This window comes from Candidatus Omnitrophota bacterium (assembly GCA_018830005.1).
Classification (GTDB): Bacteria; Omnitrophota; Gorgyraeia; order JAHJTE01; family JAHJTE01; genus JAHJTE01.
Window position 1 is genome coordinate 52,950 of the sequence record JAHJTE010000002.1, and the last position, 26,029, is coordinate 78,978.

Genomic DNA, 26,029 nt, shown 5'->3' on the forward strand with positions numbered 1-26,029 from the left:
AATGAAAAATAAAAAGAAGGTGTGTCTCCTGCTTTTTCTTTTATTGCTTATTGACTCCTCAGTATCAGCTGAAACAATCAAGCTTAAATCAGGAAAAACTGTTGAAGGAAAAATTGTTACGATGACAGATAAATATATAAAGGTAGATATCGGAATTAATGTAAATATTATGTATTTTTTAGATGAAATAGAAAAGGTAGATAAAGGCGAGACGGAGGACAGTCAAGTTGAGGACTACACTGTTGAGAATGAGCATTCTATTAAAAGAAACAAATTCTATCCTATTCCTTACCAACCCAACGTGAATAAATTACAACATCGCCTAAAGCCTAATTTCAAAACAACAACAAGAACCATCCAATTCCAAAAAAGTGCCCTGAAATTACAAATGCCACTTCAATCTAAAGAAGAATTTCTGATAGATGCGCCTCAGCATGATCATTTTACAGGAGAATATCAGCTACAAAGAGATACCTGGAGAGACGCCTGGCGACAGAGAAGAAATAGTTGGCAAGAGAACCATTTTTATAGAAAATAAGATGGTAAAGACAAAGATAATCTGTACAATAGGCCCATCCAGCTCTAATGAAACTGTCTTAAGGAATATGGTGTTAGCAGGTATGGATGTTATAAGGCTGAATTTTTCGCATGGCACTCATAGAGAACATCAATCCCGAATTGATTTAATTAGAGGGTTAAATAAAAGGTATAGGCGACACATCAAGATATTACAGGACCTGGAAGGATATCGCATAAGAATTGGCAGGCTAAAAGGTAGGAAGGCAATTGAATTAAAAAGAAGACAAGTAGTTCTTTTGAGCAATAAGAAAAGATTAAAAAACAAAAGTATTATAGCATTCGACTACCAAGGCTCATTAAACGACATAGAGGCAGGAAGTTATATATATATAGATGATGGAAATATCTCGCTTAAGGTAAAGGCCAGATATAAGAATTATATAAAAACAGAGGTAGTTATTCCGGGAACCCTAAAAGAAAATAAAGGCATTAATATCCCAGATGCTAAGTTAAAATTCAAAGGCCTAACAGAAAAGGATAAGATAGATCTTGAATTCGCAATCAGAAACAAGGTAGATTATATCGCCCAGTCATTTGTAAGAAGTAAAAAGGATATTAATAATATTAGACGCTTTATTAAAAAAGGCGGCGCGAATCCCAAGGTTATTGCTAAGATCGAAAACCGTCAAGGAATCAATAATATAGATAAGATTCTAGGTGTATCTGATGGGATTATGATTGCACGTGGAGATATGGGTGTATCTTTACCCATATATCAGATACCATTTTATCAGAAGATGATAATTAAAAAATGTAATAAAAGAAGGCGGTTCGTAATTACAGCTACGCAAATGCTTGAGAGCATGACTGAAAATCTAAAACCTACGCGCGCAGAAGTAACTGACGTGGCTAATGCAATACTTGATGGTTCGGATTTCCTGATGCTTTCAGGAGAGACAGCTGTTGGCAAATATCCTGCTAAAACAGTAGAGATGATGAATCAAATAATTAAATTCACGGAAAGGTCAAGTAAGACCACAACTAAGGAGGTAGTAATATGAATTGGGGTATGAAGAATAGATTATCAAGAATAATCAGCCCGAAGACAGGCCGCTGTGTCATGCTGGCAGTAGACCATGGTTATTTTCAAGGTCCCACTACTGGCTTAAAAGACCTAGCTAAAACCGTCAGTCCCCTCCTAGACTTTGCAGATGCATTAATGATAACCAGGGGCGCATTAAGAAACTGGATTGCACCAGAGATGGATAAACCTATCATTCTAAGGGTCTCAGGCGGCCAAAGCATATTAAAAGAATTATCAAACGAAATAATCACAACTTCTATTTCTGATTGCATAAGAATAAATGCATCTAGTATTACTTGCTCTGTTTACATCGGATCGGAATTTGAAAAACAGACGATTGGAAATTTATCTAAAATAGTAAATGAAGGGGAAAATTACGGAATTCCCGTGCTGGCAGTAACAGCAGTCGGTAAGGAAATAGCGCGCGATGCGCGTTATTTAAGTCTAGCATCAAGGATGTGCGTAGAATTGGGTGCACATATGATAAAAACCTATTACTGCGAAAACTTTAAAAAAGTTGTGCAGGCCTGTGGAAACGTTCCGGTTGTTATTGCAGGTGGAAAGAAAATAGAAGAAAAAAAGGCCTTAGAAATGGCCTATCATGCGATTAAAGACGGCGCAGCTGGTGTAGATATGGGAAGAAATATATTCCAATCTGATAATCCAGTCGGAATGATAAAAGCCGTAAGGGCTATTGTCCATAACAAGGCCTCAGTCAATGAAGCCTTCAGGATTTATAAACATACCTAGATTAATGAAAGTCGCAGTCTATTATAATAACAGAAAGATCAAGATAGAAGAACTGCCACGACCCCAGATAAAGGAGGGAGAAATCCTGCTTAAGGTCAAGGCCTCTGGTATCTGCGGCACAGATGTCCTGGAGTGGTATAGGATTAAAAAGGCCCCCCACATTCTAGGTCATGAAATAAGCGGTGAGATTGCTGAATCAAAATCAGCTAAATTCAAAGTTGGACAGAGAGTATTTGTAAGCCACCACGTTCCTTGTAATACTTGCAAATACTGCAGAGATGACAATCAAACAGCATGCGAAACCCTGCACAAAGGCAATTATGATCCGGGCGGATATAGTGAATTTGTCAGGGTGCCGAAAATAAACGTAGAATACGGCACCTATCTATTGCCGGATAATGTCTCTTATGAAGCGGCAACCATGATTGAGCCTCTGGCCTGTGCGATAAGGGGATTAAACTTAATTAATATAAGAGAGGGGCATTCTGTTTTAATTCTTGGGAGTGGTGTCTCTGGATTGATGAATATTGCGCTGGCAAAATTAAAAGGTGCAAAGGTTATCGCAACTGATATAAACGAATACAGATTAGAAAAGGCCAAGGAATTTGGCGCAGATAGGATAATAAATGCAAATCAAGACTTCAAGGTAACGGCTGAAAGGATAATAATTTGTACTGGCGCTAAAGCTGCCATCTTAGAGGCATTCAAATCCATAGATAGAAAAGGTATAATACTTTTCTTTGCTATCGGCGATGAAAGAATCGAAGTCCCGGCTGTTGATTTTTGGAGGAATGAAATAACAATTACCTCAAGTTATGGTGCAGCCCCTAATGACCTAAAGCAGGCCTTAGAGCTGATCAAGGAAGAAAGATTAGATATTGAAGGGCTAATAACACATAAGCTACCCCTAGAACAAATCCAAGAGGGATTCGATATTGTCGCATCTGCAAATAAATCTCTAAAGGTCATATTACTGCCTTTTTAAGTTAATAAGAGGGGAATAAATGGATAACGGAGAAACTTATTTAACGCGGGACGGTTACGAGAAACTAAAGAAAAAACTCGACCATTTAAAGAATAAACGCAGAAGAGAGCTTTCTAAGGCAATAGCCGAAGCCAGGGCGCATGGGGACATAAGCGAAAATGCTGAATATGACGCTGCTAAAGATGCGCAGGCCTTAAACGAGGGAAGGATCGCAACTTTAGAAAGTAAATTGGCTCGCACTAGAATAATCGATGATGAGGACATACCTAAAGACCAGATATTTATCGGGGCAAAAGTAGACCTCCTAGACCTAGAAACAGAAGAAGAAATTCACTATATACTAGTATCAGAATTAGAGGCAGATTATGAGCAGAACAAGATCTCCATTACCTCTCCTGTAGGCAAGGCACTTTTGGGCCACAAACAAGGCGAAACAGTAGAAATCCAAGCTCCCGCAGGCCTCTTACAATACAAAATATTGAAGATATCAAGATAAGGTATTCTTGGGGTTTATTTTTTTTGCGGCGGGTCGATTTTTTATTCTTAAGCCTTACCTTGGAAGAAGCTCTAAATTCTATTGCCTTTCGTGTTTCAAAATAAAGTCTAGAAATCAGATTATGTAGCTCTGCTTCCCCTGATTCATCATTAATTATTTTTTTTGCTGCCTTCATGATTCCCTTTGAAGTAAAAGGGGACTTGTATCCTGGAAACAATGCGGAAATCGTATATACAATACCCAGGCACATAAAGCCTCTAACTGCCTCAGAAAAACTAACATCATCCTCTTTAGCAATAAATTTAAGATATTCCAGCTACCAATCAGTAAGCAATACTTGACATCTCTTAAGCATATTCTCGCCTCCTGTATTTCTGTAATAATATCGTAGCTTCTAAATTTGAGCAACCCTTTATCTGAAAAACTTGACAATCTCCTGAGCCGGAGTATAATTACCTACAAAAGGTGTGTAACCTAATTACATAAGCCATGGATAGGGAAGAACACCATAATTGCTGGGAATATTGGGACTGCCCAGATAAAGAAAGAAAGCAATGCCGCGCACATACAGCAGGGGCTGGCAAGAAATGTTTCTATTATTCACATAATTTCAAACCAGTGGTCAAGCGCAGCTTCAAATCCTGCGCTGAGTGCCCCTGGTTATATAAAACGTTGGGATAAAATGGTTGAATTATTCAAAAATGGCCAAGTAGAACTCAGCAAGGATATCGATGAATCCGGAAATGTAAATATAAGCGTCAGATTCAATGCAGGTATAGATAAGGCTGAAATAGATGTGTTTTATGAGGTTATAAGCTGTGCCTTGCATCGAAGATATGGAGAGTGGCTAGATCTATATAATATCGAAAACTACCAAAATAACTATCGCAACAACTCCCGTCTAGAAAATCTTATTGACAACGAAAAGTATTAATATATAATTAAATTCAGTAGTAAATAAGGAGGTAGAATTCTGCTGCTGTAAGGCGAGAAGAGCCTTAGGTGTTGCGGTTGATTTCTTTCCGCAAAAAGGAGGTGTAGTAAGTAATGGCGAAGGGTAAAGTAAAATGGTTTAGCAATCAAAAAGGTTACGGTTTTATTACTCCTGAGAATGGCAATGACGTATTTGTACATCATGCAGCAATTCAAGGCGAAGGCTACAAGACTTTAGAAGAAGGCCAGGAAGTTGAATTCGAGATCGAGCAGGGTCCTAAGGGCGAACAGGCTAAAAACGTAACGAAGATATAAGCTGAAAAGCAAAAAAGCCCGACATTAAAAGTCGGGCTTTTTTTATGCATGATTAGGATATTTAATTGAAAAATAAATTAGTCAAAAACTATGATAGCGGTTTTGCTTCTCTAATAGGGCTTCTCATTACTCTTGCCTTAATGTGTCTGCTCGTATACATTGCCTTCAATACCTATTTTAAAACTCCGGTTACTGATAAAGAAACTAAAAAATCTCTTTCGCAACAGGGCATAGATAGCTCTAGCTATAAAACAATTTTGGATTCTAGCCGAAACAAAGTCAAGGATATACAAAAGCAGCTCAAAGAACAAACAGAAGAGCTCGAAGGCCTTAGATAAACCAAACTCAATAAAACTTAAGGATGAAAATCTTAACTGAAAAAGAGGCCATTACCTTAACCAGGCCACTTATTTACACGTTGGTCACTTCTTTAAATAAGAAGGGGCGGCCGAATGCACTTGGAGTATCCTGGGTTATGCGAACATCTATCAAGCCTCTATTGATGGCCATTTCAATTGATCGGCGTCGTTACTCCCACAGAAACATTCAATTACATAAAGAATTTGTTATCAATTATCCTAATAAGGATCAGGCAAGGTCTGCCTGGATTTGTGGCGTGAAATCCGGCCGTAGTATTGACAAAATAAAATTAGCTAAAATTACCTTAGTAAAATCTAAAAAAGTTAAAGTGCCTACAATTCATGATGCAACGGTTGCATTTGAATGCAAATTAATAGATAAATTCAAGACAGGAGATCATACAATATTTGTAGGAAAGGTCTTGGCAATGACAGGTAATCCGAAAAAGAGCAAACATCTATTCGTTGCTTGTGACTGGAGACTTATTGGGTTAGATAAAAAAGGCAAGAGTAAGCTTAATTTAACCAAAGGAACAATATAATTATGCCTAAGAAATATCAAGGCATTGAAGCCAGGCGCTATCCTAGAATATCCTGGAATTTCATAGTAAAATTCAGGCTCAAAACTTCACAAGACTCCAAGTGGTTTATTTCCAATATCACAAATATAAGCCAAGGCGGCTGCTTTTTTTATAGTCCTGTCCCTTATGAAATAGGCCAAACCTTGGAGGTTGAAATACAGTTTCCCAGGCTAACGCAACCCATGCACTTTCTAGGAGAAGTAAGGCGAAAGGTAGATGAGGAAAACGCACTAAATTCAAGATACGGTATAGCGGTTATGTTTTTAGAGATGGAGGAAGAAAAGAGGAAGGAATTTCTCGAATCGATAGACTTTTTTCTGAAGAAACGCTAGAGAATTATGGAAAAAATAGATATTACTATTGTAGGCGCTGGAGTCATTGGTTTGGCTATAGCATCTGAGCTGTCAAAAACGCATAAAGACATCATTGTCATTGAAAGGAATTATGCCTTTGGACAGGAAACAAGTTCAAGAAATAGCGAGGTTATCCATGCCGGAATCTATTACCCTAAAGATTCTCTGAAGGCCAAAACCTGTATTGAAGGAAAAAATCTACTTTATGAATACTGCGTTAAGAATAATATCAACCATAGAATGCTGGGTAAACTTATCGTTGCTGCTAACGTCTCTGAAATCCTGGATTTAGAAGTCCTTTATAAAAATGCCTTAAATAATGGCCTGAATGATTTAAGGCTTATTTCCAAAAGCGAAATAGAAAAAATTGAACCGAATATAAAGGCAGAGGCAGCAATCCATTCGCCCTCTACAGGCATAATAGATTCGCATGGACTAATGAAAAGTCTTGTTGATGAATTTGCAAGCCGTAAAGGACAAATAGCTTATAATACAGAACTCACCGCTATAGAAAAATCAAATTCAGGCTATAAAGTTACTGTTGAAGATAAAAGCGAAGGTGCATTTAGTTTTTCCACAAAGGTTTTTATTAATTCCGCGGGCCTTAATTCAGATAAAATAGCCAAAATGGTTGGCATTGAAGAAGATGAATACAGACTAAAGTACTGTAAAGGAGACTATTTCAGGACTAGTAACAAAAAGGGAAAATTAGTTAACAGATTAGTCTACCCTGTTCCTAAGAATAAAGGGGCAGGACTAGGCATACATGCAACTCTAGATTTAGGCGGAAGTCTGCGATTAGGCCCTGATGATGAATATGTGCAGGATTTAGATTATAATATTGATGGGACTAAGCAGAGACTTTTTTATGATAGCGTTAAACACTTCTTGCCGTTTATTGAATACGATGACTTGGCTAAAGACATGGCAGGAATTAGGCCAAAACTACAGGGACAGGATGAGGATTTTAGGGATTTTCTCATAAAAGAAGAGAGTGATAAGGGACTCCCTGGCTTTGTGAACCTTATTGGCATTGAATCTCCTGGGCTTACCTCAGCGCTCTCTATTGCCAAGTTAGTTAAAAAAATAGTTAAGGGAGGCGATAAATGAGACAAATTAAATTAGAAGAAATCTTTCACCCCATTTTCAATAAAATAAGCAATATTGGGATTGCTGCGGCCTTAAACAAGAAAATATTGGAAGAAGATACAACTAAACTCTCCAGCAAAGAATTAGAAGCTAAATTTTCCCATATTATTGATGTTCTAGGCAGTATTGAAGAGAATTGTAACGCGTTACATGATTATATGAAGGCAATTTATGAACGCTTAGACAAAGAAACGAATTTCCAGACACCAAAATCACCAAAATAAAACCCCCATTAACATAACCTCTTATTTTACAGTCAATTACGTCGAATAATAGAAAAAAACTAATTTTTGTGGTATACTTATAGTGTTATATTGTAGCTAATACGATAAAGGCAAACCATTTGAAAGAGTGGGGCGGGCCGAAAGCCCGGTCCTGAAAAGGACCGCAAAACTTATAGAGCCTAAATCCTAAAAACTTAGGATATGGCAGTCAGTTGCCGAACATAGTGGATAAAAAATGCCTATTCTTTCAAAGGAATAGGCATTTTTTTTGGGGGGTGGCAAAGATGAACGAGAAGATTCTGATAGTAGACGATGAGCCTGACGTATGCGAAGCAATCGGTCTATATTTTAGCAAAAGAAACTATAAAATTATTACTGCCAATAACGGTCAAGAGGCACTCTCTAAAGCCAAGAATGAGAAGCCGGCATTAATATTGCTAGATATAGTTATGCCTAAAATGGGTGGAATCGAGTGTCTGCGCAAAATAAGAAGGTTTAATAAGAGGGTACCTATCATTATAGTTACTTGCGTAGATAAATTAAAAACAGCCTTGAAGGCCATGAAATTAGGCGCTACTGATTATATAACAAAACCTCTTGGTTTTGATGCCTTAGAGACAACTATTTCTACATATCTCTTTTTGAAGAGCGTTAATTGAAATAAAAAAACCCACCAGCCACGTAAGAAGCAAACAGCAACTTTACAATTGACCATTCCTTAAATCATGTATATAATAACATATTAAGTAATAATCCCTTCATAAATAGGATCAAATGAAATCCCTATATTCCCTTCTAATATTTCTACTTGCTGTTGTAGTCAGCGTTGCATTTTTTCTACCCTGGTTAAATGTTGAATCAAAGCCGCTAGGTTCAGTTTCAAAGATACTTACCGGAAAATCCCAAGGAACGCTCGATAATATAAATGCATTCAGAATACCCATTCTGGCAAATGGTGCTGAAGCCCGCTTTATGATTAGCGTGATAAAAATATTTAGCCCTGAGATGAGAAATGCACCGACAAAAAGCTTTTTCGTATGGATTTTGCCGCTTCTTGCAGTGCTTATCTTTGGTGCAAGTTACTTCTTTCCCAGAAGCAGGCTAATCAGCCTTACAATTGGAATTGCAGGAATTACAGTATTTACTACTGGACTATACAAAATAAGTATAACTGATTTAGATAGATTAATGCTAACAGTATATATTGGCCATGGTCTCTGGCTAACGCTCTATGCATATTTAACCATGGGCTTAATTGGCTGGGTGCGTTTTACTCAGCTCTCAATCAGAGCAAAAAGACGAAAGATAGAAGAACTTAGAAGCAAAAAATGGCCTTGGAAAATAAAGACTGTAAGCCCTTGAATAAACTCTAAAGACAGAAGAGGTGGATAATGTTAAAAAGGTTTTTAATTATTTTATTATCTCTTGCCTTAGCCGGATGCGCAACCACTTATGGAAAACCAATTACCCTGCAAGACATATCCCAACTGAAAAAAGACATTACACAGGAGGAAATCATAGAACTTTTAGGTGAACCGCAGGCAATAAATTTAACAGCAAATGGTAAAACTATCTGGGTCTATGTGTATACAAGGTCTAAGACAAGTACCTCAACATATATCCCGGTTGTAAATGTATTAAAAAGCGGGGCAAAAGTTAAAACTCAGATGTTGCAAATACTCTTTGATGAAAACAATATCTACCAAAAACATTCTTTTTCAGATAGCGAAAAGCGACTAAAAACAGGAATGTTTTAAAAGGAGGTACGTATGTTAAGATTTATGGGATTGTTCTGCACTATTCCTTTGGCACTATTACTTACAGTGAGCTTTTTTGTGCTTCTTGCCTTAAGTAAGGTCGGTTCTAAGTCGCTGCGTGGTTTTGCTATTGCTATTGTAATCCTTTTATGGATTTCTGCTTTGTTAGTGGCCTCTTGCGGTATCTACACGCTGACTACAGGTACCTGTCCAATGATGAAATGCATGAAAGAGATGAAAATGATGCAACGTCCAATGATGCATGAGAAAATGATGATGCAGCATAAGTCTATGAAAGAATGATCAGGTTCCTTCAACTGATTGCGTCAATCTTTGAGGAAATCAGCAAGCTCTTATGTCTCTAAAATCGAATTCGTGCCGCAGGTAGCCAATTAAGCACAAAATACAATTTTCATAACTATAATAATAGCAACAAGATATAGAAGGTAGTCAAAAACTTACAAATTAAGGGGCATTTTAAAATGGAGGGAGCAAAATGAGTGGAATTTTTGGCGTTACTTCTAAAAATGATTGTACAGAATCTTTATTTTACGGAACAGACTATCACTCACATTTAGGCACGGAATATGGAGGCATGGCCGTGTTAGGTGAAGATTTCCAACGCCAAATACATAATATAGCGCAGACTCAATTCAAATCAAAATTCTATGAAGACTACAGACGCATGAAAGGAAATAAAGGCATAGGTGTTATCAGTGATTCTGATGAACAGCCCATATATCTAAACTCTAAATTCGGACCTTTTTGCATAGTTACCGCAGGATTAATAGAAAACAAAGAACAATTAGCAGAAGACTTATTGAAAAAAGGCATATCATTCAGCGAAGTAGGCAAGGGTTTAGTTAATTCCACAGAACTTGTGGCAAAATTAATAAACCAGGGCGATAGTATTATAGATGGCATAGATAAGATGTTTGATTCAATAGAAGGTTCTTGCACGCTTCTTTTGCTAAACAAAGATGGGCTTTATGCAGCTAGGGACAGACTCGGCTATACTCCAATAATCCTTGGCAAGGGCGATGAGGCCTGGGCTGTAACCTCAGAAACTAGCGCATTCGCTAATACAGGATTCACAATTGAAAAATACCTCTTGCCAGGAGAAATCATATTACTTACTGAAAATGGCCTAACTCAACGAAAGCCCGGTAAAACTGAGTGTCAAATCTGCACATTCTTGTGGATATATACGGGTTTTCCAGCATCAACTTATGAAGGCATAAATGTTGAAACTGTGCGTGAAAGATGCGGCAGATTCTTAGCAAAACGAGATAAGGATATAAAGGTCGATGTTGTTTCAGGCGTACCTGACTCTGGAGTGGCGCATGCACTTGGCTATGCAATGGAATCCGGCAAACCATTCCGCCGCCCACTTGTAAAATATACTCCTGGCTATGGCAGAAGTTATACCCCGTCTTCACAAGAAACACGCGATTTGGTTGCTAAAATGAAGCTTCTACCGATTAGGGAGATCATAGAGGGTAATAAAATAGTAGTGTGCGAAGACTCAATAGTAAGAGGGACTCAATTGAAGAATTTTACCGTAAAAAAACTCTGGGATTGTTGCGCAAAAGAGGTTCACGTACGGCCAGCTTGTCCGCCTCTTATGTTCCCGTGTAAATTTTGTCTTTCTACGCGAAGCATTCATGAGCTTGCTGCGCGTCGTGCAATTAAGGCGCTTGAAGGCCATGACCTTGAAGACGTATCTGAATACATAGATCATAACACGGATAAATATAAGAAGATGATAGACTGGATAACCAGAGACTTAACATTAACCACGCTAAGATACCAAACAATAGACGATATGATAAAGGCAGTGGGTCTACCCAAGGAAAAACTCTGTCTTTATTGCTGGACAGGTGAATCACCTAAGCAGAACGCAAAATCTGATATAGAAAACAAGAGCAAAAAGACCACATCTTTCTCTGATATTTAAGGATTAATCGTAAGTTTTACCTCATTTCCATTATTCTTTTAATTACTTGACAAACTAAAGATTTTGTGTATAATGATACCCGTAGTAAATAAGGGAAGGGAAGTTGAATGCCGTAAGGCAAAACACTCGCCTTGCGGTTTTTTTCTGCCATTATTTACTAAAAATTCATGAAAAAGGAGGTGTAGTAAGTAATGGCAAAAGGCAAAGTAAAATGGTTCAGTAATCAAAAAGGTTATGGTTTTATTACTCCTGAAAACGGCAATGACGTATTTGTGCATCACTCAGCAATTCAAGGTGATGGCTATAAGTCTTTAGAGGAAAATCAAGAAGTTGAATTCGAGATTGAACAAGGTCCTAAGGGCGAACAGGCTAAAAACGTAACAAAAGTATAAGCTGAATTGGAAAAATCTAAGGCTCGAGACTTTAAATAGGCTTGAGCCTTATTTTTAAAGGAGATATTTCATGCATAAAGGAAAAATAAAAAGACTGGTTCGCGATAAGGGTTTTGGTTTCATCAGCGTACTTGATGGAAGGGATATATTTTTCCACCAGAATAGCGTATTAGATACTAACTTTGAAGATCTTAAAGAGGGTCAAGAAGTTGAGTGCGAAGTTGAAAAAAGTCCAAAGGGTCCACGCGCACTTAATGTACGTATTGTCGCAGAAGCAGCTTGACTTAGTCCACCAGACATACCTACGACACACAACTGTTTAATTTCCAATAGGTCATAATTTTCTTATCTAAGGAAGTTGAGCATGGCATTTAAAAAATGTTTAAATTAATGAGCAACTCTTTTTCTAAAGGGTTGCTTTTTTGTTTATAGCTAAAAGGAGACAGTATGAAAAGGCTATTAATAATTGCATTGGCATTATCATTTGTATTCTCTGCAACACCTTTGTTTGCTGCCGAAGGAGGAGAAAAAGGCGCCAGTAAAAAGGCCTATGAGCATGCAAGCGATGAAGCGGTATTCAATAGGGTGAGTGATTGGTTTGCTACAAGAGGCAAGTCCAAGGAAGAAAAAGAAGCAATAATAGCTGAGCGTAAGGCAAAAAGGGCAGTAAAACAGGCTGCAAAAGAGACTAAGAAGGCGGAAATAGAACTAAAAAAACAAGAAATGGAAACCAAGAAAGAGACGAAAAAAATAGAAAAGCAAACAAGAGAACAAGTAAGGACTACAGAACGCGAGACTAAAAGAGTAAGCAAAAAAGCTGAAGGAAAAATGAAAGGCCTAAAAAAGGGTTGGAAAAAATAATATTAAAAAGAGGTAAGGAGGTATAAGGTGGACAATCTTTTCTTAAAGCCCTTAGAGATATCAAAGGCACTAAGTAGAATTGGCGAAAGAAAAGCAAAAGAAACAATATTTGAACTCTTCATCTTTGGGATTCTTGCTGGTATCTACATTTCCTTTGGCGCTCATGCTGCAATTGCTATTTTAAGCGGAGGGACCCTTGATCCAGGTCTGGCAAAATTCCTTGCCGGAAGCGTCTTTAGTGTAGGACTGATGTTGGTACTCATTCCCGGTTCAGAACTCTTTACCGGGAACATCCTCATGACCATAGGCTTTATCTATCGAAAATATTCCTTTGCAAAGGTCTTTCGTAATTTGTTTGTAGTCTATTTCAGCAATCTATTGGGCGCTTTAATCATCGCCTGGTTTGTCTATAAGAGCGGTCTGCTTATGCAGGGCAATGCCTTAACCTCAATGGGCGCTGTTGCAGTTAACATCTGCGAAACAAAATTAGGTTTGAGTTTTACAGAGGCACTCTGCAGAGGAATCTTATGCAATATGCTAGTTTGTCTTGCAGTAATAATGTGTATCGCTGCAAGGTCAATAGCAGGTAAGATTTTTGGCATATATTTCCCAATTATGGTCTTTGTTGCCTCTGGCTATGAACACAGTGTAGCTAATATGTATTTCCTGCCAATAGGCCTGATGTTAAAAGGAGAGTTCTTTTCTAACTTTTCTTCAATGTTTACTAACCTCATACCCGTAACCATTGGAAACATTATAGGAGGTTTGTTAATTGTCCTGTTACATCCAAAGGCTGAGGAAAAGATCGTTAGTACTCTGATGGGCAAAAAATAAACTCAACAAATAACCAGTTATATAGATTGCAGTAAATCCTGCCAAACAGCCTATTTGGGAGATTTATATGGGTGATAAGAACCAAAAGAGCTTTATATGTACGGATTGTTTCCGGCTCAAAAGATGCAAAGAACCGCTCGCCTCATGGCTGTTTTTTAGTATTGCAATTATTGCGGTTATTTCGCTCAGGGCTGTAAATATCTTTATAGATTTTAATCCTCTAATTGCCAAGACACTCTGGTATGTTGGCGTAACAGGATTTTTGGTATTCTTTATATATAAATTCCACCACCACAACATCTTACACAGAGAGCTTAATAAAACAAATCTTGTGGAGAAACTACTCAGTAAAGAGAAGCTTTCTGAGCATGATTATGAAGTCCTAGGAACCATCCTTTGTAGCTTAAGTTCAAAAAAGGACAAGATAAATTATTTCCTTATATTCTTTTTTTCAGCGGTGGCTCTAATAATAGCAATATATGCTGATTTCTTTAAAAGGTAGAACAAAGGAGGAGTAAAATGGCTAAATCAATCAAAGGAACGAAAACCGAGAATAATTTATTGGCAGCCTTTGCAGGTGAATCGCAGGCAAGGAATAGATATACATATTTTGCCAGCGCTGCCAGAAAAGTAGGTTATGAGCAAATTGCCAATATATTTACCGAAACAGCTGAAAACGAAAAAGAACACGCCAAGGTATTCTTTAAGTATCTTGAAGGCGGCGATCTAGCAATTACTGCATCTTACCCAGCAGGAGCAATAAAAGAAACAAAAATCAATTTAGAAGCTGCTGCTGATGGTGAGAAACTAGAATGGACAACCCTTTATGCAAACTTTGCAAAGATTGCCAAAGATGAAGGTTTTACTGAAGTAGCTCAATCCTTTGAACAGATTGCCAAGGTAGAGAGATTTCATGAAACAAGATACAGAAAGCTAATCGCCAACCTAGACAAAGACAGCGTATTTAAGAAGGCTAAACCAGTGAAATGGCATTGTATTAACTGCGGTTACGTCTTCGAAGGTGAAGAAGCACCCCAGGAATGTCCTGCCTGCAAGCATCCACAGGCGTTCTATGAAGTTCTGGCTGAGAATTACTAATAACTATGAAATACAAAAGACCTGAGTTAATATCACCAGCAGGTGACTGGTGTAGTCTAAATACAGCAATAGAAGCAGGGGCTGATGCTGTGTATTTCGGCATAAAGAACCTAAATATGCGGCATTGGGCCTGTAATTTTGATATGCTTGAAATAAAAAAGGTAATCTCTGTTTTGCATGATAATGGAAAAAAAGGCTATCTTGCGTTAAACACCATTATGTATAACAATGACATCAAAAAGATAAAGAAGATCTTAAGTATAGCCAAAAAAGCAGAGGTTGATGCGGTTATACTTTGGGATATGGCAGTGCTTAAACTTGCAAAAGAGCTAGGCCTGCGCATACATCTATCAACACAGGCAAGCGTTGCGAACTTTACAGCGCTTAAATTTTATCATTCATTAGGCGTTAAAAGGATTGTTCTTGCAAGGGAATGTGGATTTCTTCAGATAAAGGAGATAATTAACAGTGTAGGAAAAGAAAACCTAGATTGTGAAATAGAGGTCTTTGCCCATGGGGCCTTATGCGTCAGTATATCCGGGAGATGTTTTCTTTCGCATAGTTCATTCTCAAAATCAGCAAACAGAGGTATGTGCCTTCAGCCATGCAGGCGTAAGTTTTTAATAAAAGACATAGAAGAAAAGAACAATGAATATATCTTAGGCCAGGATTATGTGCTAAGCGCGAAGGATCTGTGCACAATAGAATTTATTGATAAATTAATACAGTCTGGTATAAGCGCCTTTAAAATAGAAGGCAGGATGCGCTCTGCAGAATATGTAGGAGAGGTTACTTCTAGTTACAGACAGGCAATGGATTCTTTTTTTAATGGCGGTCTTACCCCCCGTAAGAAAAAATCCCTCAAAAAGAGACTTTCAGCAACCTTTAACAGAGGCTTTAGCCATGGTTTTTTCTTCTCCCAGCCTAATGATACGGGCAGTGAAAAAGGCACAAGTGGCTATGAAAAGGTTTTTGTGGGCAATGTAGTTAAGTTCTATAATAAAATAAGCGTTGCAGAAGTCTCAGTAATAAACCAAGGTTTAAGAAAAGGTCAGAATATATTAATCTATGGAAAAAATACTCCAGCCAGGGTTGTAGCGGTGGCTGAAATGCACCAAAACCACAATCAAATAGATTATGCAAAGAAGGGAGAGCGAATCGGCATAAAATTACCGTTTAGGGCTAGACGTAATGACAAGGTGTTTTTGTATGAGTTGAAAAATGAATGAGATCATACATTTAATTATAGTGTTTTCTGCAGGGGCTATTGCAGGCTTTATTAATGTTATGGCTGGTGGTGGCTCAGTGTTGACTTTGGGCGTTATGATGCTAATTGGCCTAGATGCACCCATAGCAAATGGAACAAATAGAATTGGTATACTGGCAGGAGCTATTTCAGGGGCGTCTGCATACAATTCTGAAAAACTTAGCAATATAAAAGAAAGTTTCCTTCTTGGAATTTGGACTCTGCCGGGCGCAATAATCGGCTCTATTTTTGCTATTAACATTAGTAATCTCCTTTTTCAAAGAATTCTTGCCGGTGTTATGATATTTGTTGTCATAACCCTGTTTAGACCAATAGCTAATGGACAGAATTCCAAAGAGTTTTCCAAAGGCCGAAATAAGCTTATTTATCCGACAATGTTTCTTATAGGCTTATATGGTGGTTTTATTCAAGCTGGCGTAGGATTCCTGATTATGTTTTCCTTGCGACATATACTGGGTTTAAGCCTTACAAAAATAAATATTCATAAGGTTTGCATAATTTTACTGTACACAATCCCTGTTATCTTTATATTTGGGCTTACTAAAAATATTAATTGGATTTATGCAGTTTGCCTAGGTTTAGGCAGCGCTTTAGGCGCCTGGCTGTCTGTAAAAGTATCAGTCAAGAAGGGTGAGGGAGTTATAAAAATTGTTTTGTGTGTAGCAATTTTACTAATGGCGGCGAAATTTCTGTTAACTTTTTGAAAAATCGCCCTGACTGAAGGGCTCTGTTAAATATGAGTGACGATAGAGATATTGGTTATGCTATTTTTGGATTTGGATTTGGCATCTGGTCTTTCTTTTGGGGATTCAAACGTCTGCGCAGAAAGAGAATGATTGAGAATATCCCCACTTCTACTGTACGTGGTTTAGCCATGGGTTTGGTGGAACTTACCGGCAAGGCAAAGAAGACTACTCCTCTAAAAAGTGTCTTTACTAATACCGACTGTGTATTCTATAATTATACAGTGGAGAGGTATCAAAGAAGCGGCAAATCAGGCCACTGGGTAACAGTTGCTAAAGGCGACAGTGGTGATTGTACATTCTTGCTAGATGACACAACCGGTAAGGTAGCGATTTTACCTAAAGGCGCTGAATTTATCATGCCTAAGGATTATGAATTCTCCACTGGCTGGGGCAGGCCTATGCCTTCTAATTTACAAGCATTTCTAAATAATAATCATATACAGTATAATTCATTTATGGGTACATATGCTATGCGCTTTAAAGAATGCTATATCTGTCCAGGTGAGGATATATATGTACTGGGGACAGCTAAAAAGACGCATGCTGCAGTAGATTCCCATAAGAAAACATTAATGGATCGGATAACGCAATTAAAGAGCAACCCTGAGAAGATGGAAAAGGTTGATCTAAATAAAGACGGTCAGATTAACGAAGAGGAATGGACTAGGGCTGTAGCTAAAATCGAACAGAATCTCCTGGAAGAGGAGCTAAAAGAGATTCAAAGCAACGAATTAGCTGATGTAGTAGTAACAAAAGGAGATATGGAAAAGACATTCATCATATCAGACCATAGCCAAAAAGAACTAACTAAGAAATTAACCTGGCAGGCCTTTTCCGGGGTTTTTGGAGGGGCAGCCTTAACAATAGCAATGCTTTGTTATTTACTGTTTCGTTTTAATATATTTTAGCCAAAAGGAGGTAGCATATGACGGGGATTATTGTTTTGGGTATTCTGCTATTTGTTGTTGTAGGGATTATTCTTTATTTTGTATCTCTGTATAACGGCCTGATTAGACTTTCGCGTAATACTGAAAAGGCATGGTCAAATATTGATGTGTTGTTAAAACAACGCCATGATGAAATACCCAAATTAGTAAAGGTCTGCGAAGGCTATATGAAATACGAAAGAGAGACGTTGGAAAAGATCACAGCAGCCCGGACAGCCTGTATCAACGCTAAAAACGTAGGCGAGTCATCAAAGGCAGAAGGAGAACTGGGTAAAACACTAAAGACACTTTTTGCCGTTGCTGAAAATTATCCTGATCTTAAGGCGAACCAGAACTTTACGCAGCTTCAAGGCAGGGTAAGCTACTTAGAAAACCAGATAGCAGACAGGAGAGAATTCTACAATGATTCTGTAAATAACTACAATATAAGAATACATCAGCTGCCGGATATGTTTGTTGCGCAAATGTTGAATATGCAATCAAAGGAACTTTTTAAAGTATCCGAAGAGGATAAAAAGGATGTAGATATAAATTTCAACATCCCGAAATAACCCTTAGGGAGAGGAATTTGCCAATAAACTCTTTGAGGATATTAAAAAGGGCTGAAGGTAGCAAATTAAAATGGAGTAGGCTAAATGACAACAACTATTAAATTTTGCGGTGGAGCACGAACAGTTACCGGCTCTATGCATCTTGTATCCCTAGACCGCTCTCAGGTATTATTAGATTGTGGACTCTTCCATGGACGCCGCGATGAGGCTTACACAGTCAATTCAAATTTCATATTTAATCCTCAGCGTTTACGTGCCTGTATCCTGTCTCATGCCCATATAGATCATTGCGGTAATGTCCCTAATCTTATAAAAAAAGGATACAGATCGCATATCTTTGCTACCCCGCCTACAAAAAAATTATGTGATTACATGATTCCTGACAGTGGCTATGTTCAGGAAGAAGATATAAAGTTTATAAATAAGATTAATAAACGCAGAGGCCTACCGCCACGCCTTCCCCTGTATACGAAAAAAGACGCTGAAAATTCCCTTAAATATATTAGATCTCTCCAATATAATACTAAATTCGCCCTTTCCAAAGATATAGACCTGACCTTTTTTGAAGCAGGCCATATCCTTGGCTCTGCGATACCTGTTTTGGATGTTAAAACGTCTAGGGGAATAATAAGAATAGCCTATGCCGTTGATTTGGGTAGATACGGTATGCCGCTTTTACGAAATCCTGAGGTACCCAAGGACATTGATTATCTTATTATCGAGAGCACCTATGGAGGAAGAAAACATAGTAGCATTAAAGATGCTGAAGATGAACTAGCAGATGCTATAAACCGCACAGTAAAGCGGGGAGGAAAAATTATTATTCCATCTTTTGCGCTTGAGCGAACGCAGTTGATAGTCTATTTTATAAGCGAATTAATAAAGAGAAAGAAAATCAAGAAAATCCCCATATATGTTGATAGCCCTTTAGCTGTTAATCTAACAAAGGTATTTCAGGAGAATTGGGAGTATTTTGATGAGATAACCAAAGCCTCTTTTGAAAGAGAGGAGGACCCTCTTGGATATGATAATATTACCTATGTTACAAAGGTGAATGATTCAAAAAAGTTGAATGATGAGAGAAGGCCGATGATTATTATCTCTGCTTCGGGTATGTGTGAAAATGGACGCATTCTTCATCATCTAAAGAATAACATCGAGAATCCACATAACATGATTATTGTGATAGGGTTTATGGCAAAAGATACTTTAGGAAGGCGTATAGTAGAACGAAAAAAAGAGGTAAGAATATTCGGAATGCCGCGGGCATTAAACGCAGAGGTTGTTACCTTAAACGCATTTAGCTCTCATGCTGATAAAAATGGGCTTGTTCAATACGCTAAACAATGCCGGGGCAAATTAAAGGAAGTTTTTATTGTTCATGGCGAAGAGAGTCAATCGGAAGTTTTAAGGACTAACCTTAAAAGACTTAATCTTAAAGTACGCATACCAGCCAAGAATGAAACTGTTTATCTTTCAAGCAGGAAGTAAAAACCTGCAGAATTGAAGTAGATAAAAAGATTATTTAAAAAAATGTTTAAAATCATAAAATTTATCCTGTTTCTGATTCTAATTGTTGCGGCGGTTTGGTCCGGCCTTTATCTTTATAGAAAGTATGTTCAGGAAAATAAAATCCTAAAACAGGTAATTGAACGGCTACAGGCTGATTCTAGAATAGCCGAAGTCCTGGTAACTGGGGTTAGATTTAACGAAGAGACCTCAAAAACCTCCACAGAAATAAAGTTCTTAGAGTATGGCGCTGACGGAAAGCCGCTTAAACCTAAATATTTTACTTTTTCCGGAAATATTATACAGTTCCAATCGCTGGTTATAAGATTTGATGACATCCATATCAAAAAAGCTGACAGGTTACGCGGCATAAGCGCTTATCTTTTCTGGAAAGTATTCATGCTTGATGGGCCAAATACCCAGGAATACGAAATAACAAAGGCCTACCAGATACCTGATGGCTATAAACTGCAAGATTCTAGCGGCAATTTTGAAAGCAAACTCTGGGAAAACTTCTGGAAATATGCCCTGGATTCAGGCCAGGCAAAGAAAATCGGTATAAAGAATGCCCAAATAGAGGCCCCTGGAACTATGTTCCTACCTGGCATGCTTTATACTATCAAGATAGAGCATGATGGAGGGATGAGAATAGACAGCTCTAAGATTTCCCCAATTTTAAGAGGCGAACGAATCCCGGAATAAATCCACCCCTTAGTCCCTAGACGCTTTACGTAACATTAAATCTAAAATTGTTTCATAACTTCATATTTATTACAGGGTTTCCTAAAGCTTCTATGCTTTATACTTGTGCTTCTGTGTCCGCATAACTATGGATCCAGTTGAAAAAACGTTAAATAGACAGTTGACATTGTTCTAAAATGTGATACAATTGTTCTCATAAGGAGAACAAGATGCTTAAAGCGCTAATATCATCAAAGATTAGAAGATTGATTTTAAAGGTGTTCCTAACTAATCCCGAAAATAAATACTACGTACGCCAGCTTTCCAAGCTGATTTCTGTATCTGTAGGTAGCCTACATAGAGAACTAATTAACTTAGAAAATGAAGGCATTCTAATATCTAATTATTTAGGCAACCTAAGGCAATTTTACGTTAATAAAGAGCATCCTTTGTATAAAGAAATAAAGCAGATAATTTCCAAGACCGAAGGCATAGAAGGGAGGCTAAAGGATTACCTTAAAGACACCCCGGGCCTAAAGACAATTTTTATTTATGGCTCTTTTGCGGAAGGTAAAGAAAGAGCTGATAGCGATATTGACCTATTCTTATTGGGCCAGCCAAGCGAAGATAAACTTATTAATAAAATTTCTGATTTAGAGAAAGAGTTTACTCGTGAAATCAACTATACTATTTACACTAAATCCGATTTCAAAAGAGAAAAAAAGAAAAGAAACTCTTTTATTCTGGATTTAATGAAGCATCCCAAGGTTTTTATAAAAGGCAAAGAAAGTGACCTGCGATAAATTCATAGATGATTATATAAATAAAGGGCTTTTGAAACGCCAAAAGGTCGGCTTTGATCAGATTGATAAATTAATTATCAGAGCTAGGAAAGACCTAGAAAGTGCACACCTTATGTTAAAAAATGACCCACCTTGGGCATATAATTGCGCTTATTCAGCAATGCTTCATTCGGCAAGGGCATTTATCTTTACGAAAGGCTTCAGGCCCACGACAAATTTTCAGCATAAAACTGTTGTAGAGTTTATAGGGCATTATTTTGGTCAAAAATTTACCACATTAGTTGAAAAATTTAACCGTATGCGTAAAAACCGCAATCTCTTTATGTATGAACCCTGGAAAATCAATATATCAAAGACCGATGCGGAAAATGCCTTGAAAACTACCACTGAATTTATCGAGCTCATTGCGGAAGAAATCAAGAAAGAACATCCCCAAAAAAACCTCAATTTCTAATCACTAATTAACCTATGCTCCAGCCTTCCTACTTAACCCTATACCAATCCAACTTCCAAGTATTAAATCTAAGGAGAAAAAAATAAATGAGTAGATTTGGGTGCATAAAAGATAAGTTTGATGATCGGGATTATTTAATGCGGGCGTATCTACCCTTGGTAAAACTTCCCAGGAAGATTGACTTGACTCTTAAGATGTCGCCGGTCAGGGACCAAGGAGAAGAAGGAACTTGTGTTAGTTTTGCCACAGCTACTGGTATGAAAGAGTATCAAGAATTACTTGATTACGAAAAATTGGTGATACTTTCCCCGCGTTTTGTCTATAGTGAATGTAGGAAGATTGACGGTATGTCTGAATTGGAAGGCACGACCATCCGCGCAGCAATGCAGGTGCTTGGAGAAAAAGGTGTCTGCCGGGAAAAATTTTGGCCATATCAAGCTCACCAGAAAGACAAAGCCAAAGAAGGAACTGTTCAAGATGCCAAAAAATTTCGTATTATAACTTACGCCCGTATACTTAACCTAAATGAGCTGCGTTTGAACCTTGTTACTAAAGGTTCCTGCGTTATTGGCATTCAGGTCTTCAAGGGGATAATGGAGACAAAAACAGGTCTTGTGCCTTTGCCAAAGAAAAATGAAACTACCTTGGGCGGCCATGCTATTTGCGCAATAGGATATGACGATAGAAAGAAAGTCATCAAATTTAAAAACTCTTGGTCTGATAAATGGGGGCAGAATGGTTACGGATTCTTACCCTATGCCTATGTTGAGCGCTACATGATGGACGCGTGGAGCTCGGTTGATATTGAGGATCCTAACCCGCTTACTCTGGCGATTGTATTGAAGTATAGAAAGCGGGCTTTAGCTTGACTCGTTCAATAGGGGACGGTTCTGTTTTTAAGGCGAATTAATTCTAAAAAATAGTCTCTGTCCTTAATTTTAACTGCCAGACAAGATAATATAGAAAATCCGCCCCTTGACAAATGCTGTCAAATAAGGTACACTTTTAATGTAGATACAGTTGCAACTACATAAATTTAAGGTCAAAAAGGGGTGAAAACATGAACATTGCTACAGATCTCGTAAAAGCGACACATATAGGAATCAGAGAATTAAAAGAACATCTATCCAGGGGAAATCTAGACAAACTATTGGTTATAACTGATAGGGGACAGCCTGTAAGTGTCAACTTGCCTTACGAAGACATCTTAGAATTGCTTGATTTACTTGATGAACTAAGTGATCCTGAAACAATAGCAACTATCAAGAAAGGTAGAGCAGCAATAAAAGCTGGCGCTAAGGGCATACCAGTATCAAAACTATTTAAAAAACTAATAAAAAAGGCTGGATGAACTACAAGGTTCGCTTTCCTAATAATTCTATCCAAAAGAGGCTTGAAAAAGTTCTATCAAAAATCCACAAAAGCCTCCAAAGCGAAATTATAGAAGCGATAGAGCACCTTGCTAATGACCCGCGTCCCTTTGGTAGAACTCCATTCAAGAAGCTAAGACCGCCTGTTCAATTCTATCAACTAACTGCTCAATATCGCATCAGAATAGAAAACTACCGAGTACTTTACGATATAGATGATAAGAAAAAAATCGTATGGGTTCTTGCCTTGCGAAAAAGAAGCGAAACTACCTATAAATAAAGCCTTCCAACCTTTCTAAGACCATGCTTAAGTCATCCTATTTAGAATTATACCAAACAAACTCTCAAGCCTTCCAGGCCAAGGTAGAGAAGGCCTACAAAACCCTAGAATCCTGCACCCTATGTCCCCATAACTGTAAGGTCAACCGGTTGGAGGGACAGATTGGAACGTGTAAGACAGGAGCAAAGGCTGAGGTTTACAGCTTCATGGCACATCATGGTGAAGAGCCACCAATTTCAGGATCCAGGGGCTCTGGAACAATATTCTTTTCAAACTGCAATCTCCATTGCTGTTATTGTCAAAATTATGAATTTAGTCAGATGGGAGGAGGCCGCGAAGTTGAGCCTGAAGAACTGGCAAAGATAATGTTAGAGCTTCAAACTAGAGGTTGTCACAATATAAATTTTGTTAGCCCAACGCATGTTGCGAGCCAAATTCTGCAAGGAATTTGGCGAGCAATACCCATGGGTTTAGAGATCCCGTTGGTTTACAATACTGGTGGTTATGACAATGTTGAAATCTTGAAGCTTTTTGATGGGATTATAGATATTTACCTACCTGATATGCGCTATAATGATGCTGAGATTGCGCTAAAATTATCAGGTGCTAAGGAATACCCTAAATACAACAGACTTGCCATAAAAGAAATGTGGAGACAAGTCCCAAAGGCCGAATTTGACCAAAATAAGGTCATTTTAAGAGGTATGATTATAAGACATTTAGTGCTTCCAAATGGCCTTTCTGGGACCTCCGGAATCATGAAGTTTCTAGCAAATGAAGTGTCTAAAGAAGTCCATGTAGCTCTCATGAGCCAGTATTTTCCCTGTTTTAAGGCCTCTAAGGAGCCCAAATTGGCACGAAGAATCACTCTCCAGGAGTATGAGTCAGCGAAAGGGGAGATGTCTAAAAATGGGCTTAAAAACGGCTGGTTCCAAGATGAGCATGGCTTGGATAGATTCCAAGGTATCAATATCAAACCCAATATCACTCCGTAATACCTTAAAACAACCCAAATCTAAACAAAAGTAACCCAAAGTAAGACCCGGTAAGTTTGCCAGAGGTTTTGCACAGGTTATTTTGAACTCTCCGCAAGCCTTTGAGCCCTATATACTTATATTTGATTTGATTAAGTTCACGAAGTTAACATAAGATATATTATAAGCACTAGTGCGACATCTAGACGAATTTGAATAATTATCAAGTTTATAAAGAAATAGGTAATTCTGGCGGGATTTTTATGTTTTATTCTAAACCACTTTGATCAGATTTTTGTTTCTCTAAATACCTCTTAATAAGTTTTAATTGTTCTTCCCCTGGCTTAGTCTTTTCTTTCAACCATCTCTGAATTGTCCTGGTACTAACACCTAAATACCTAGCCAGATCCTTTGTCTGGTAAGAATTTGTATAAAAATAGAATTTATGCAACTTATACCATTCTTGTAGCTCTTTTTCCATGTTAAGTCCCTACCTTTAGACCTTCTAAAAACCGCTCATACTTACGCTCTAAAAATAGCCTATTTTGGTTATTTTTATATAAAATTTCAAATAATTTAGAGCTGTCTTTGTGAGCATATATGAACATGTAGCTGTATGCATTTTTGGTCTTCTGTTTGTATATTGTCCTTTTAGGCATATCTAAAAATTCAAGACATTTTTGCAATTTCTCTATAAAATTCTCAGAGCTGCTTACAAATTTAGATCTTAATGGAAATTTTGGCCTACGTTTATCAAAGAAAACACTGCCGTCCCCATCAAACACTCCTCGAATAAAATCTGGCAGATACTCTTGAGGTACATTTGGAAATCTTACCGTCAAGCTTTTTTTAGACCCTATTCCCAACTTTCTTAAATCCTTAATCATGCCTTCCCGGGCAAAGCGAAAAATATACAGACCTTTTTGGTATTTGGATTGCTCGATTTTGTGTGACGCTCTTAAAGCCTCCTTCACCTTTTCAAGCAACTCCCTATCATTCATACTAAGTAAAATTGTCCCCGTCTTAGAAACACATCCATCCGTAATAACTAAACCCAGCACATATGCCATTTCATGTGACCATTTGCCAAAAAAATGTTCATTTATATCAAAGAATTCTTGTGGCGCTTTCCCTTGTTTTTGTGCCTCAATTCTAGCCTGGGATTTAGAGCGTTGCTTTATTCCATATTTCTTGAGCTTCTTAAAGATAGCTACCCGAGAAACATTGTACAATAGGGCTATCTCTTGCAACGACTTACTATCCCTTAAATACAGACTAATTAGCTTATCTTTAGTTAGTTTATTTAACTTCATTGCTATATTCAGATTAGCTAGCCTTAGATTTACCTTTAAATTTTGTGGCAAGCTCTAAAAGAATTGTACGATCTTTTTCAGTTCTAGTGCCTTCAATAGCCAACTTGTATGTTCCTCCAATAACCCTAATCCTCTTACCGCATACAAGCGCCTCAGAAACATCCTTCCTGGCCTTTCTTAGTATCCTGCTGAAGGTCTGCTGGCTTATACCCATAAATAATGCCGCATCTACCTGGTTTTTGCCCTCAAAATCAGCCAATCTTATCGCCTCTAATCCTTCCAGGCTTAATTCTACTTCATCTGGCCTGCCGGCCTTGCCTCTTGGGCTAAATTGGTTAATTTCCGGGATCCCTTTAATAAGCCTTGCTTTTTTTGGTCTTCCGCGATTTTTCATCATAATTTAAGTATATGTTGTATTGAGTAAATCTATAATAATAACCAGCTATTTATTTCGAGTATATACCCAATATTATATTTTACACACAAA

General features: G+C 37.8%; 38 protein-coding genes and 1 riboswitch. Of the genes, 35 read left to right on the plus strand and 3 right to left on the minus strand.

All coding sequences use genetic code 11. The features are described from left to right. The first annotated feature begins 1 nt into the window (after window position 1). From KJ593_04830 to KJ593_05000, 35 genes are all read left to right on the plus strand, one after another. Complete coding sequence (locus KJ593_04830) at window positions 2–538, plus strand: hypothetical protein (GenBank protein ID MBU2541206.1); 537 nt, start codon at window positions 2–4, stop codon at window positions 536–538. Further along, the gene (pyk, locus tag KJ593_04835) at window positions 435–1,580 is read left to right on the plus strand and encodes a pyruvate kinase (GenBank protein MBU2541207.1); all 1,146 of its coding nucleotides are present in this window, start codon (window positions 435–437) and stop codon (window positions 1,578–1,580) included. The genes KJ593_04830 and pyk overlap by 104 nt, the downstream gene beginning before the upstream one ends. Further along, window positions 1,577–2,353, plus strand: coding sequence for a 3-hydroxy-5-phosphonooxypentane-2,4-dione thiolase (lsrF, locus tag KJ593_04840; GenBank protein MBU2541208.1), 777 nt, complete (start codon window positions 1,577–1,579; stop codon window positions 2,351–2,353). The genes pyk and lsrF overlap by 4 nt, the downstream gene beginning before the upstream one ends. 4 nt (window positions 2,354–2,357) lie before the next feature. Further along, window positions 2,358–3,338, plus strand: a complete 981-nt coding sequence (locus KJ593_04845; GenBank protein MBU2541209.1) for an alcohol dehydrogenase catalytic domain-containing protein — start codon at window positions 2,358–2,360, stop codon at window positions 3,336–3,338. A gap of 19 nt (window positions 3,339–3,357) precedes the next feature. Continuing rightward, window positions 3,358–3,834 (plus strand): transcription elongation factor GreA, encoded by a 477-nt coding sequence (gene greA, locus KJ593_04850; protein ID MBU2541210.1) that lies wholly within the window; start codon window positions 3,358–3,360, stop codon window positions 3,832–3,834. Between the two features lie 682 nt (window positions 3,835–4,516). Continuing rightward, on the plus strand, window positions 4,517–4,768 hold the full coding sequence (locus tag KJ593_04855; protein ID MBU2541211.1) for a hypothetical protein: 252 nt from the start codon (window positions 4,517–4,519) through the stop codon (window positions 4,766–4,768). Between the two features lie 113 nt (window positions 4,769–4,881). Beyond that, entirely contained in the window at window positions 4,882–5,082 is a 201-nt protein-coding gene (locus tag KJ593_04860) for a cold-shock protein (GenBank protein MBU2541212.1), read from the plus strand. Between the two features lie 65 nt (window positions 5,083–5,147). Then, entirely contained in the window at window positions 5,148–5,420 is a 273-nt protein-coding gene (locus KJ593_04865) for a hypothetical protein (GenBank protein ID MBU2541213.1), read from the plus strand. A 23-nt stretch (window positions 5,421–5,443) separates the two neighbouring features. Continuing rightward, the gene (locus tag KJ593_04870) at window positions 5,444–5,983 is read left to right on the plus strand and encodes a flavin reductase family protein (GenBank protein ID MBU2541214.1); all 540 of its coding nucleotides are present in this window, start codon (window positions 5,444–5,446) and stop codon (window positions 5,981–5,983) included. 2 nt (window positions 5,984–5,985) lie between these two features. Next, the gene (locus KJ593_04875) at window positions 5,986–6,354 is read left to right on the plus strand and encodes a PilZ domain-containing protein (GenBank protein ID MBU2541215.1); all 369 of its coding nucleotides are present in this window, start codon (window positions 5,986–5,988) and stop codon (window positions 6,352–6,354) included. Between the two features lie 6 nt (window positions 6,355–6,360). Continuing rightward, window positions 6,361–7,485, plus strand: a complete 1,125-nt coding sequence (locus KJ593_04880; protein ID MBU2541216.1) for an NAD(P)/FAD-dependent oxidoreductase — start codon at window positions 6,361–6,363, stop codon at window positions 7,483–7,485. Further along, complete coding sequence (locus tag KJ593_04885; GenBank protein MBU2541217.1) at window positions 7,482–7,748, plus strand: hypothetical protein; 267 nt, start codon at window positions 7,482–7,484, stop codon at window positions 7,746–7,748. The genes KJ593_04880 and KJ593_04885 overlap by 4 nt, the downstream gene beginning before the upstream one ends. 99 nt (window positions 7,749–7,847) lie before the next feature. Further along, window positions 7,848–7,968, plus strand: a riboswitch (cyclic di-GMP riboswitch). A gap of 64 nt (window positions 7,969–8,032) precedes the next feature. Further along, window positions 8,033–8,407: a response regulator gene (locus KJ593_04890; GenBank protein ID MBU2541218.1), complete on the plus strand. Its 375-nt coding sequence runs from the start codon at window positions 8,033–8,035 to the stop codon at window positions 8,405–8,407. A 115-nt stretch (window positions 8,408–8,522) separates the two neighbouring features. Continuing rightward, entirely contained in the window at window positions 8,523–9,110 is a 588-nt protein-coding gene (locus KJ593_04895; protein ID MBU2541219.1) for a hypothetical protein, read from the plus strand. 29 nt (window positions 9,111–9,139) lie between these two features. Then, window positions 9,140–9,505 carry an outer membrane protein assembly factor BamE gene (locus KJ593_04900; protein ID MBU2541220.1) on the plus strand — a complete coding sequence of 122 codons (366 nt, stop codon included), beginning with the start codon at window positions 9,140–9,142 and terminating at the stop codon, window positions 9,503–9,505. Between the two features lie 12 nt (window positions 9,506–9,517). Next, window positions 9,518–9,808: a hypothetical protein gene (locus KJ593_04905; protein ID MBU2541221.1), complete on the plus strand. Its 291-nt coding sequence runs from the start codon at window positions 9,518–9,520 to the stop codon at window positions 9,806–9,808. A 193-nt stretch (window positions 9,809–10,001) separates the two neighbouring features. After that, entirely contained in the window at window positions 10,002–11,462 is a 1,461-nt protein-coding gene (locus KJ593_04910; protein MBU2541222.1) for an amidophosphoribosyltransferase, read from the plus strand. Window positions 11,463–11,653: 191 nt separating this feature from the next. Next, a complete protein-coding gene (locus tag KJ593_04915) occupies window positions 11,654–11,854 on the plus strand; it encodes a cold-shock protein (protein MBU2541223.1) in 201 nt (66 codons plus the stop codon). 70 nt (window positions 11,855–11,924) lie between these two features. After that, on the plus strand, window positions 11,925–12,137 hold the full coding sequence (locus KJ593_04920; GenBank protein MBU2541224.1) for a cold shock domain-containing protein: 213 nt from the start codon (window positions 11,925–11,927) through the stop codon (window positions 12,135–12,137). 164 nt (window positions 12,138–12,301) lie between these two features. Then, complete coding sequence (locus tag KJ593_04925; GenBank protein MBU2541225.1) at window positions 12,302–12,715, plus strand: hypothetical protein; 414 nt, start codon at window positions 12,302–12,304, stop codon at window positions 12,713–12,715. Window positions 12,716–12,772: 57 nt separating this feature from the next. After that, window positions 12,773–13,549, plus strand: a complete 777-nt coding sequence (locus KJ593_04930) for a formate/nitrite transporter family protein (GenBank protein ID MBU2541226.1) — start codon at window positions 12,773–12,775, stop codon at window positions 13,547–13,549. A 67-nt stretch (window positions 13,550–13,616) separates the two neighbouring features. Continuing rightward, window positions 13,617–14,051 carry a hypothetical protein gene (locus KJ593_04935; protein MBU2541227.1) on the plus strand — a complete coding sequence of 145 codons (435 nt, stop codon included), beginning with the start codon at window positions 13,617–13,619 and terminating at the stop codon, window positions 14,049–14,051. A 17-nt stretch (window positions 14,052–14,068) separates the two neighbouring features. Next, on the plus strand, window positions 14,069–14,647 hold the full coding sequence (locus KJ593_04940; protein MBU2541228.1) for a rubrerythrin family protein: 579 nt from the start codon (window positions 14,069–14,071) through the stop codon (window positions 14,645–14,647). A 5-nt stretch (window positions 14,648–14,652) separates the two neighbouring features. After that, window positions 14,653–15,876 (plus strand): U32 family peptidase, encoded by a 1,224-nt coding sequence (locus tag KJ593_04945; protein ID MBU2541229.1) that lies wholly within the window; start codon window positions 14,653–14,655, stop codon window positions 15,874–15,876. Further along, window positions 15,869–16,618, plus strand: a complete 750-nt coding sequence (locus tag KJ593_04950; GenBank protein ID MBU2541230.1) for a sulfite exporter TauE/SafE family protein — start codon at window positions 15,869–15,871, stop codon at window positions 16,616–16,618. The genes KJ593_04945 and KJ593_04950 overlap by 8 nt, the downstream gene beginning before the upstream one ends. A gap of 32 nt (window positions 16,619–16,650) precedes the next feature. Then, on the plus strand, window positions 16,651–17,568 hold the full coding sequence (locus tag KJ593_04955; protein MBU2541231.1) for a hypothetical protein: 918 nt from the start codon (window positions 16,651–16,653) through the stop codon (window positions 17,566–17,568). A 17-nt stretch (window positions 17,569–17,585) separates the two neighbouring features. Further along, window positions 17,586–18,158: a LemA family protein gene (locus KJ593_04960; protein ID MBU2541232.1), complete on the plus strand. Its 573-nt coding sequence runs from the start codon at window positions 17,586–17,588 to the stop codon at window positions 18,156–18,158. An 84-nt stretch (window positions 18,159–18,242) separates the two neighbouring features. Continuing rightward, window positions 18,243–19,649 (plus strand): MBL fold metallo-hydrolase, encoded by a 1,407-nt coding sequence (locus KJ593_04965; GenBank protein ID MBU2541233.1) that lies wholly within the window; start codon window positions 18,243–18,245, stop codon window positions 19,647–19,649. A 42-nt stretch (window positions 19,650–19,691) separates the two neighbouring features. After that, the gene (locus KJ593_04970; GenBank protein MBU2541234.1) at window positions 19,692–20,369 is read left to right on the plus strand and encodes a hypothetical protein; all 678 of its coding nucleotides are present in this window, start codon (window positions 19,692–19,694) and stop codon (window positions 20,367–20,369) included. 209 nt (window positions 20,370–20,578) lie between these two features. Then, window positions 20,579–21,151, plus strand: coding sequence for a nucleotidyltransferase domain-containing protein (locus tag KJ593_04975; protein MBU2541235.1), 573 nt, complete (start codon window positions 20,579–20,581; stop codon window positions 21,149–21,151). After that, entirely contained in the window at window positions 21,138–21,605 is a 468-nt protein-coding gene (locus KJ593_04980) for a HEPN domain-containing protein (protein ID MBU2541236.1), read from the plus strand. Before KJ593_04975 ends, KJ593_04980 begins: the two co-directional genes overlap by 14 nt. Before the next feature lie 86 nt (window positions 21,606–21,691). Then, window positions 21,692–22,474: a C1 family peptidase gene (locus KJ593_04985; GenBank protein ID MBU2541237.1), complete on the plus strand. Its 783-nt coding sequence runs from the start codon at window positions 21,692–21,694 to the stop codon at window positions 22,472–22,474. Window positions 22,475–22,665: 191 nt separating this feature from the next. Continuing rightward, on the plus strand, window positions 22,666–22,956 hold the full coding sequence (locus KJ593_04990) for a hypothetical protein (GenBank protein MBU2541238.1): 291 nt from the start codon (window positions 22,666–22,668) through the stop codon (window positions 22,954–22,956). Beyond that, window positions 22,953–23,255 (plus strand): type II toxin-antitoxin system RelE/ParE family toxin, encoded by a 303-nt coding sequence (locus KJ593_04995; protein ID MBU2541239.1) that lies wholly within the window; start codon window positions 22,953–22,955, stop codon window positions 23,253–23,255. Before KJ593_04990 ends, KJ593_04995 begins: the two co-directional genes overlap by 4 nt. A 23-nt stretch (window positions 23,256–23,278) precedes the next feature. Next, on the plus strand, window positions 23,279–24,250 hold the full coding sequence (locus KJ593_05000; GenBank protein ID MBU2541240.1) for a 4Fe-4S cluster-binding domain-containing protein: 972 nt from the start codon (window positions 23,279–23,281) through the stop codon (window positions 24,248–24,250). A 247-nt stretch (window positions 24,251–24,497) separates the two neighbouring features. Here the strand turns inward: KJ593_05000 and KJ593_05005 are convergent, their stop codons facing one another. From KJ593_05005 to KJ593_05015, 3 genes are read right to left on the minus strand one after another with little or no spacing between them, the layout of a single operon-like run. Then, window positions 24,498–24,710 (minus strand): helix-turn-helix domain-containing protein, encoded by a 213-nt coding sequence (locus KJ593_05005; GenBank protein MBU2541241.1) that lies wholly within the window; start codon window positions 24,708–24,710, stop codon window positions 24,498–24,500. Window position 24,711: 1 nt separating this feature from the next. Next, complete coding sequence (locus KJ593_05010) at window positions 24,712–25,542, minus strand: hypothetical protein (GenBank protein MBU2541242.1); 831 nt, start codon at window positions 25,540–25,542, stop codon at window positions 24,712–24,714. Window positions 25,543–25,555: 13 nt separating this feature from the next. Beyond that, window positions 25,556–25,939, minus strand: a complete 384-nt coding sequence (locus KJ593_05015) for a DUF134 domain-containing protein (protein MBU2541243.1) — start codon at window positions 25,937–25,939, stop codon at window positions 25,556–25,558. Window positions 25,940–26,029: the final 90 nt, after the last annotated feature.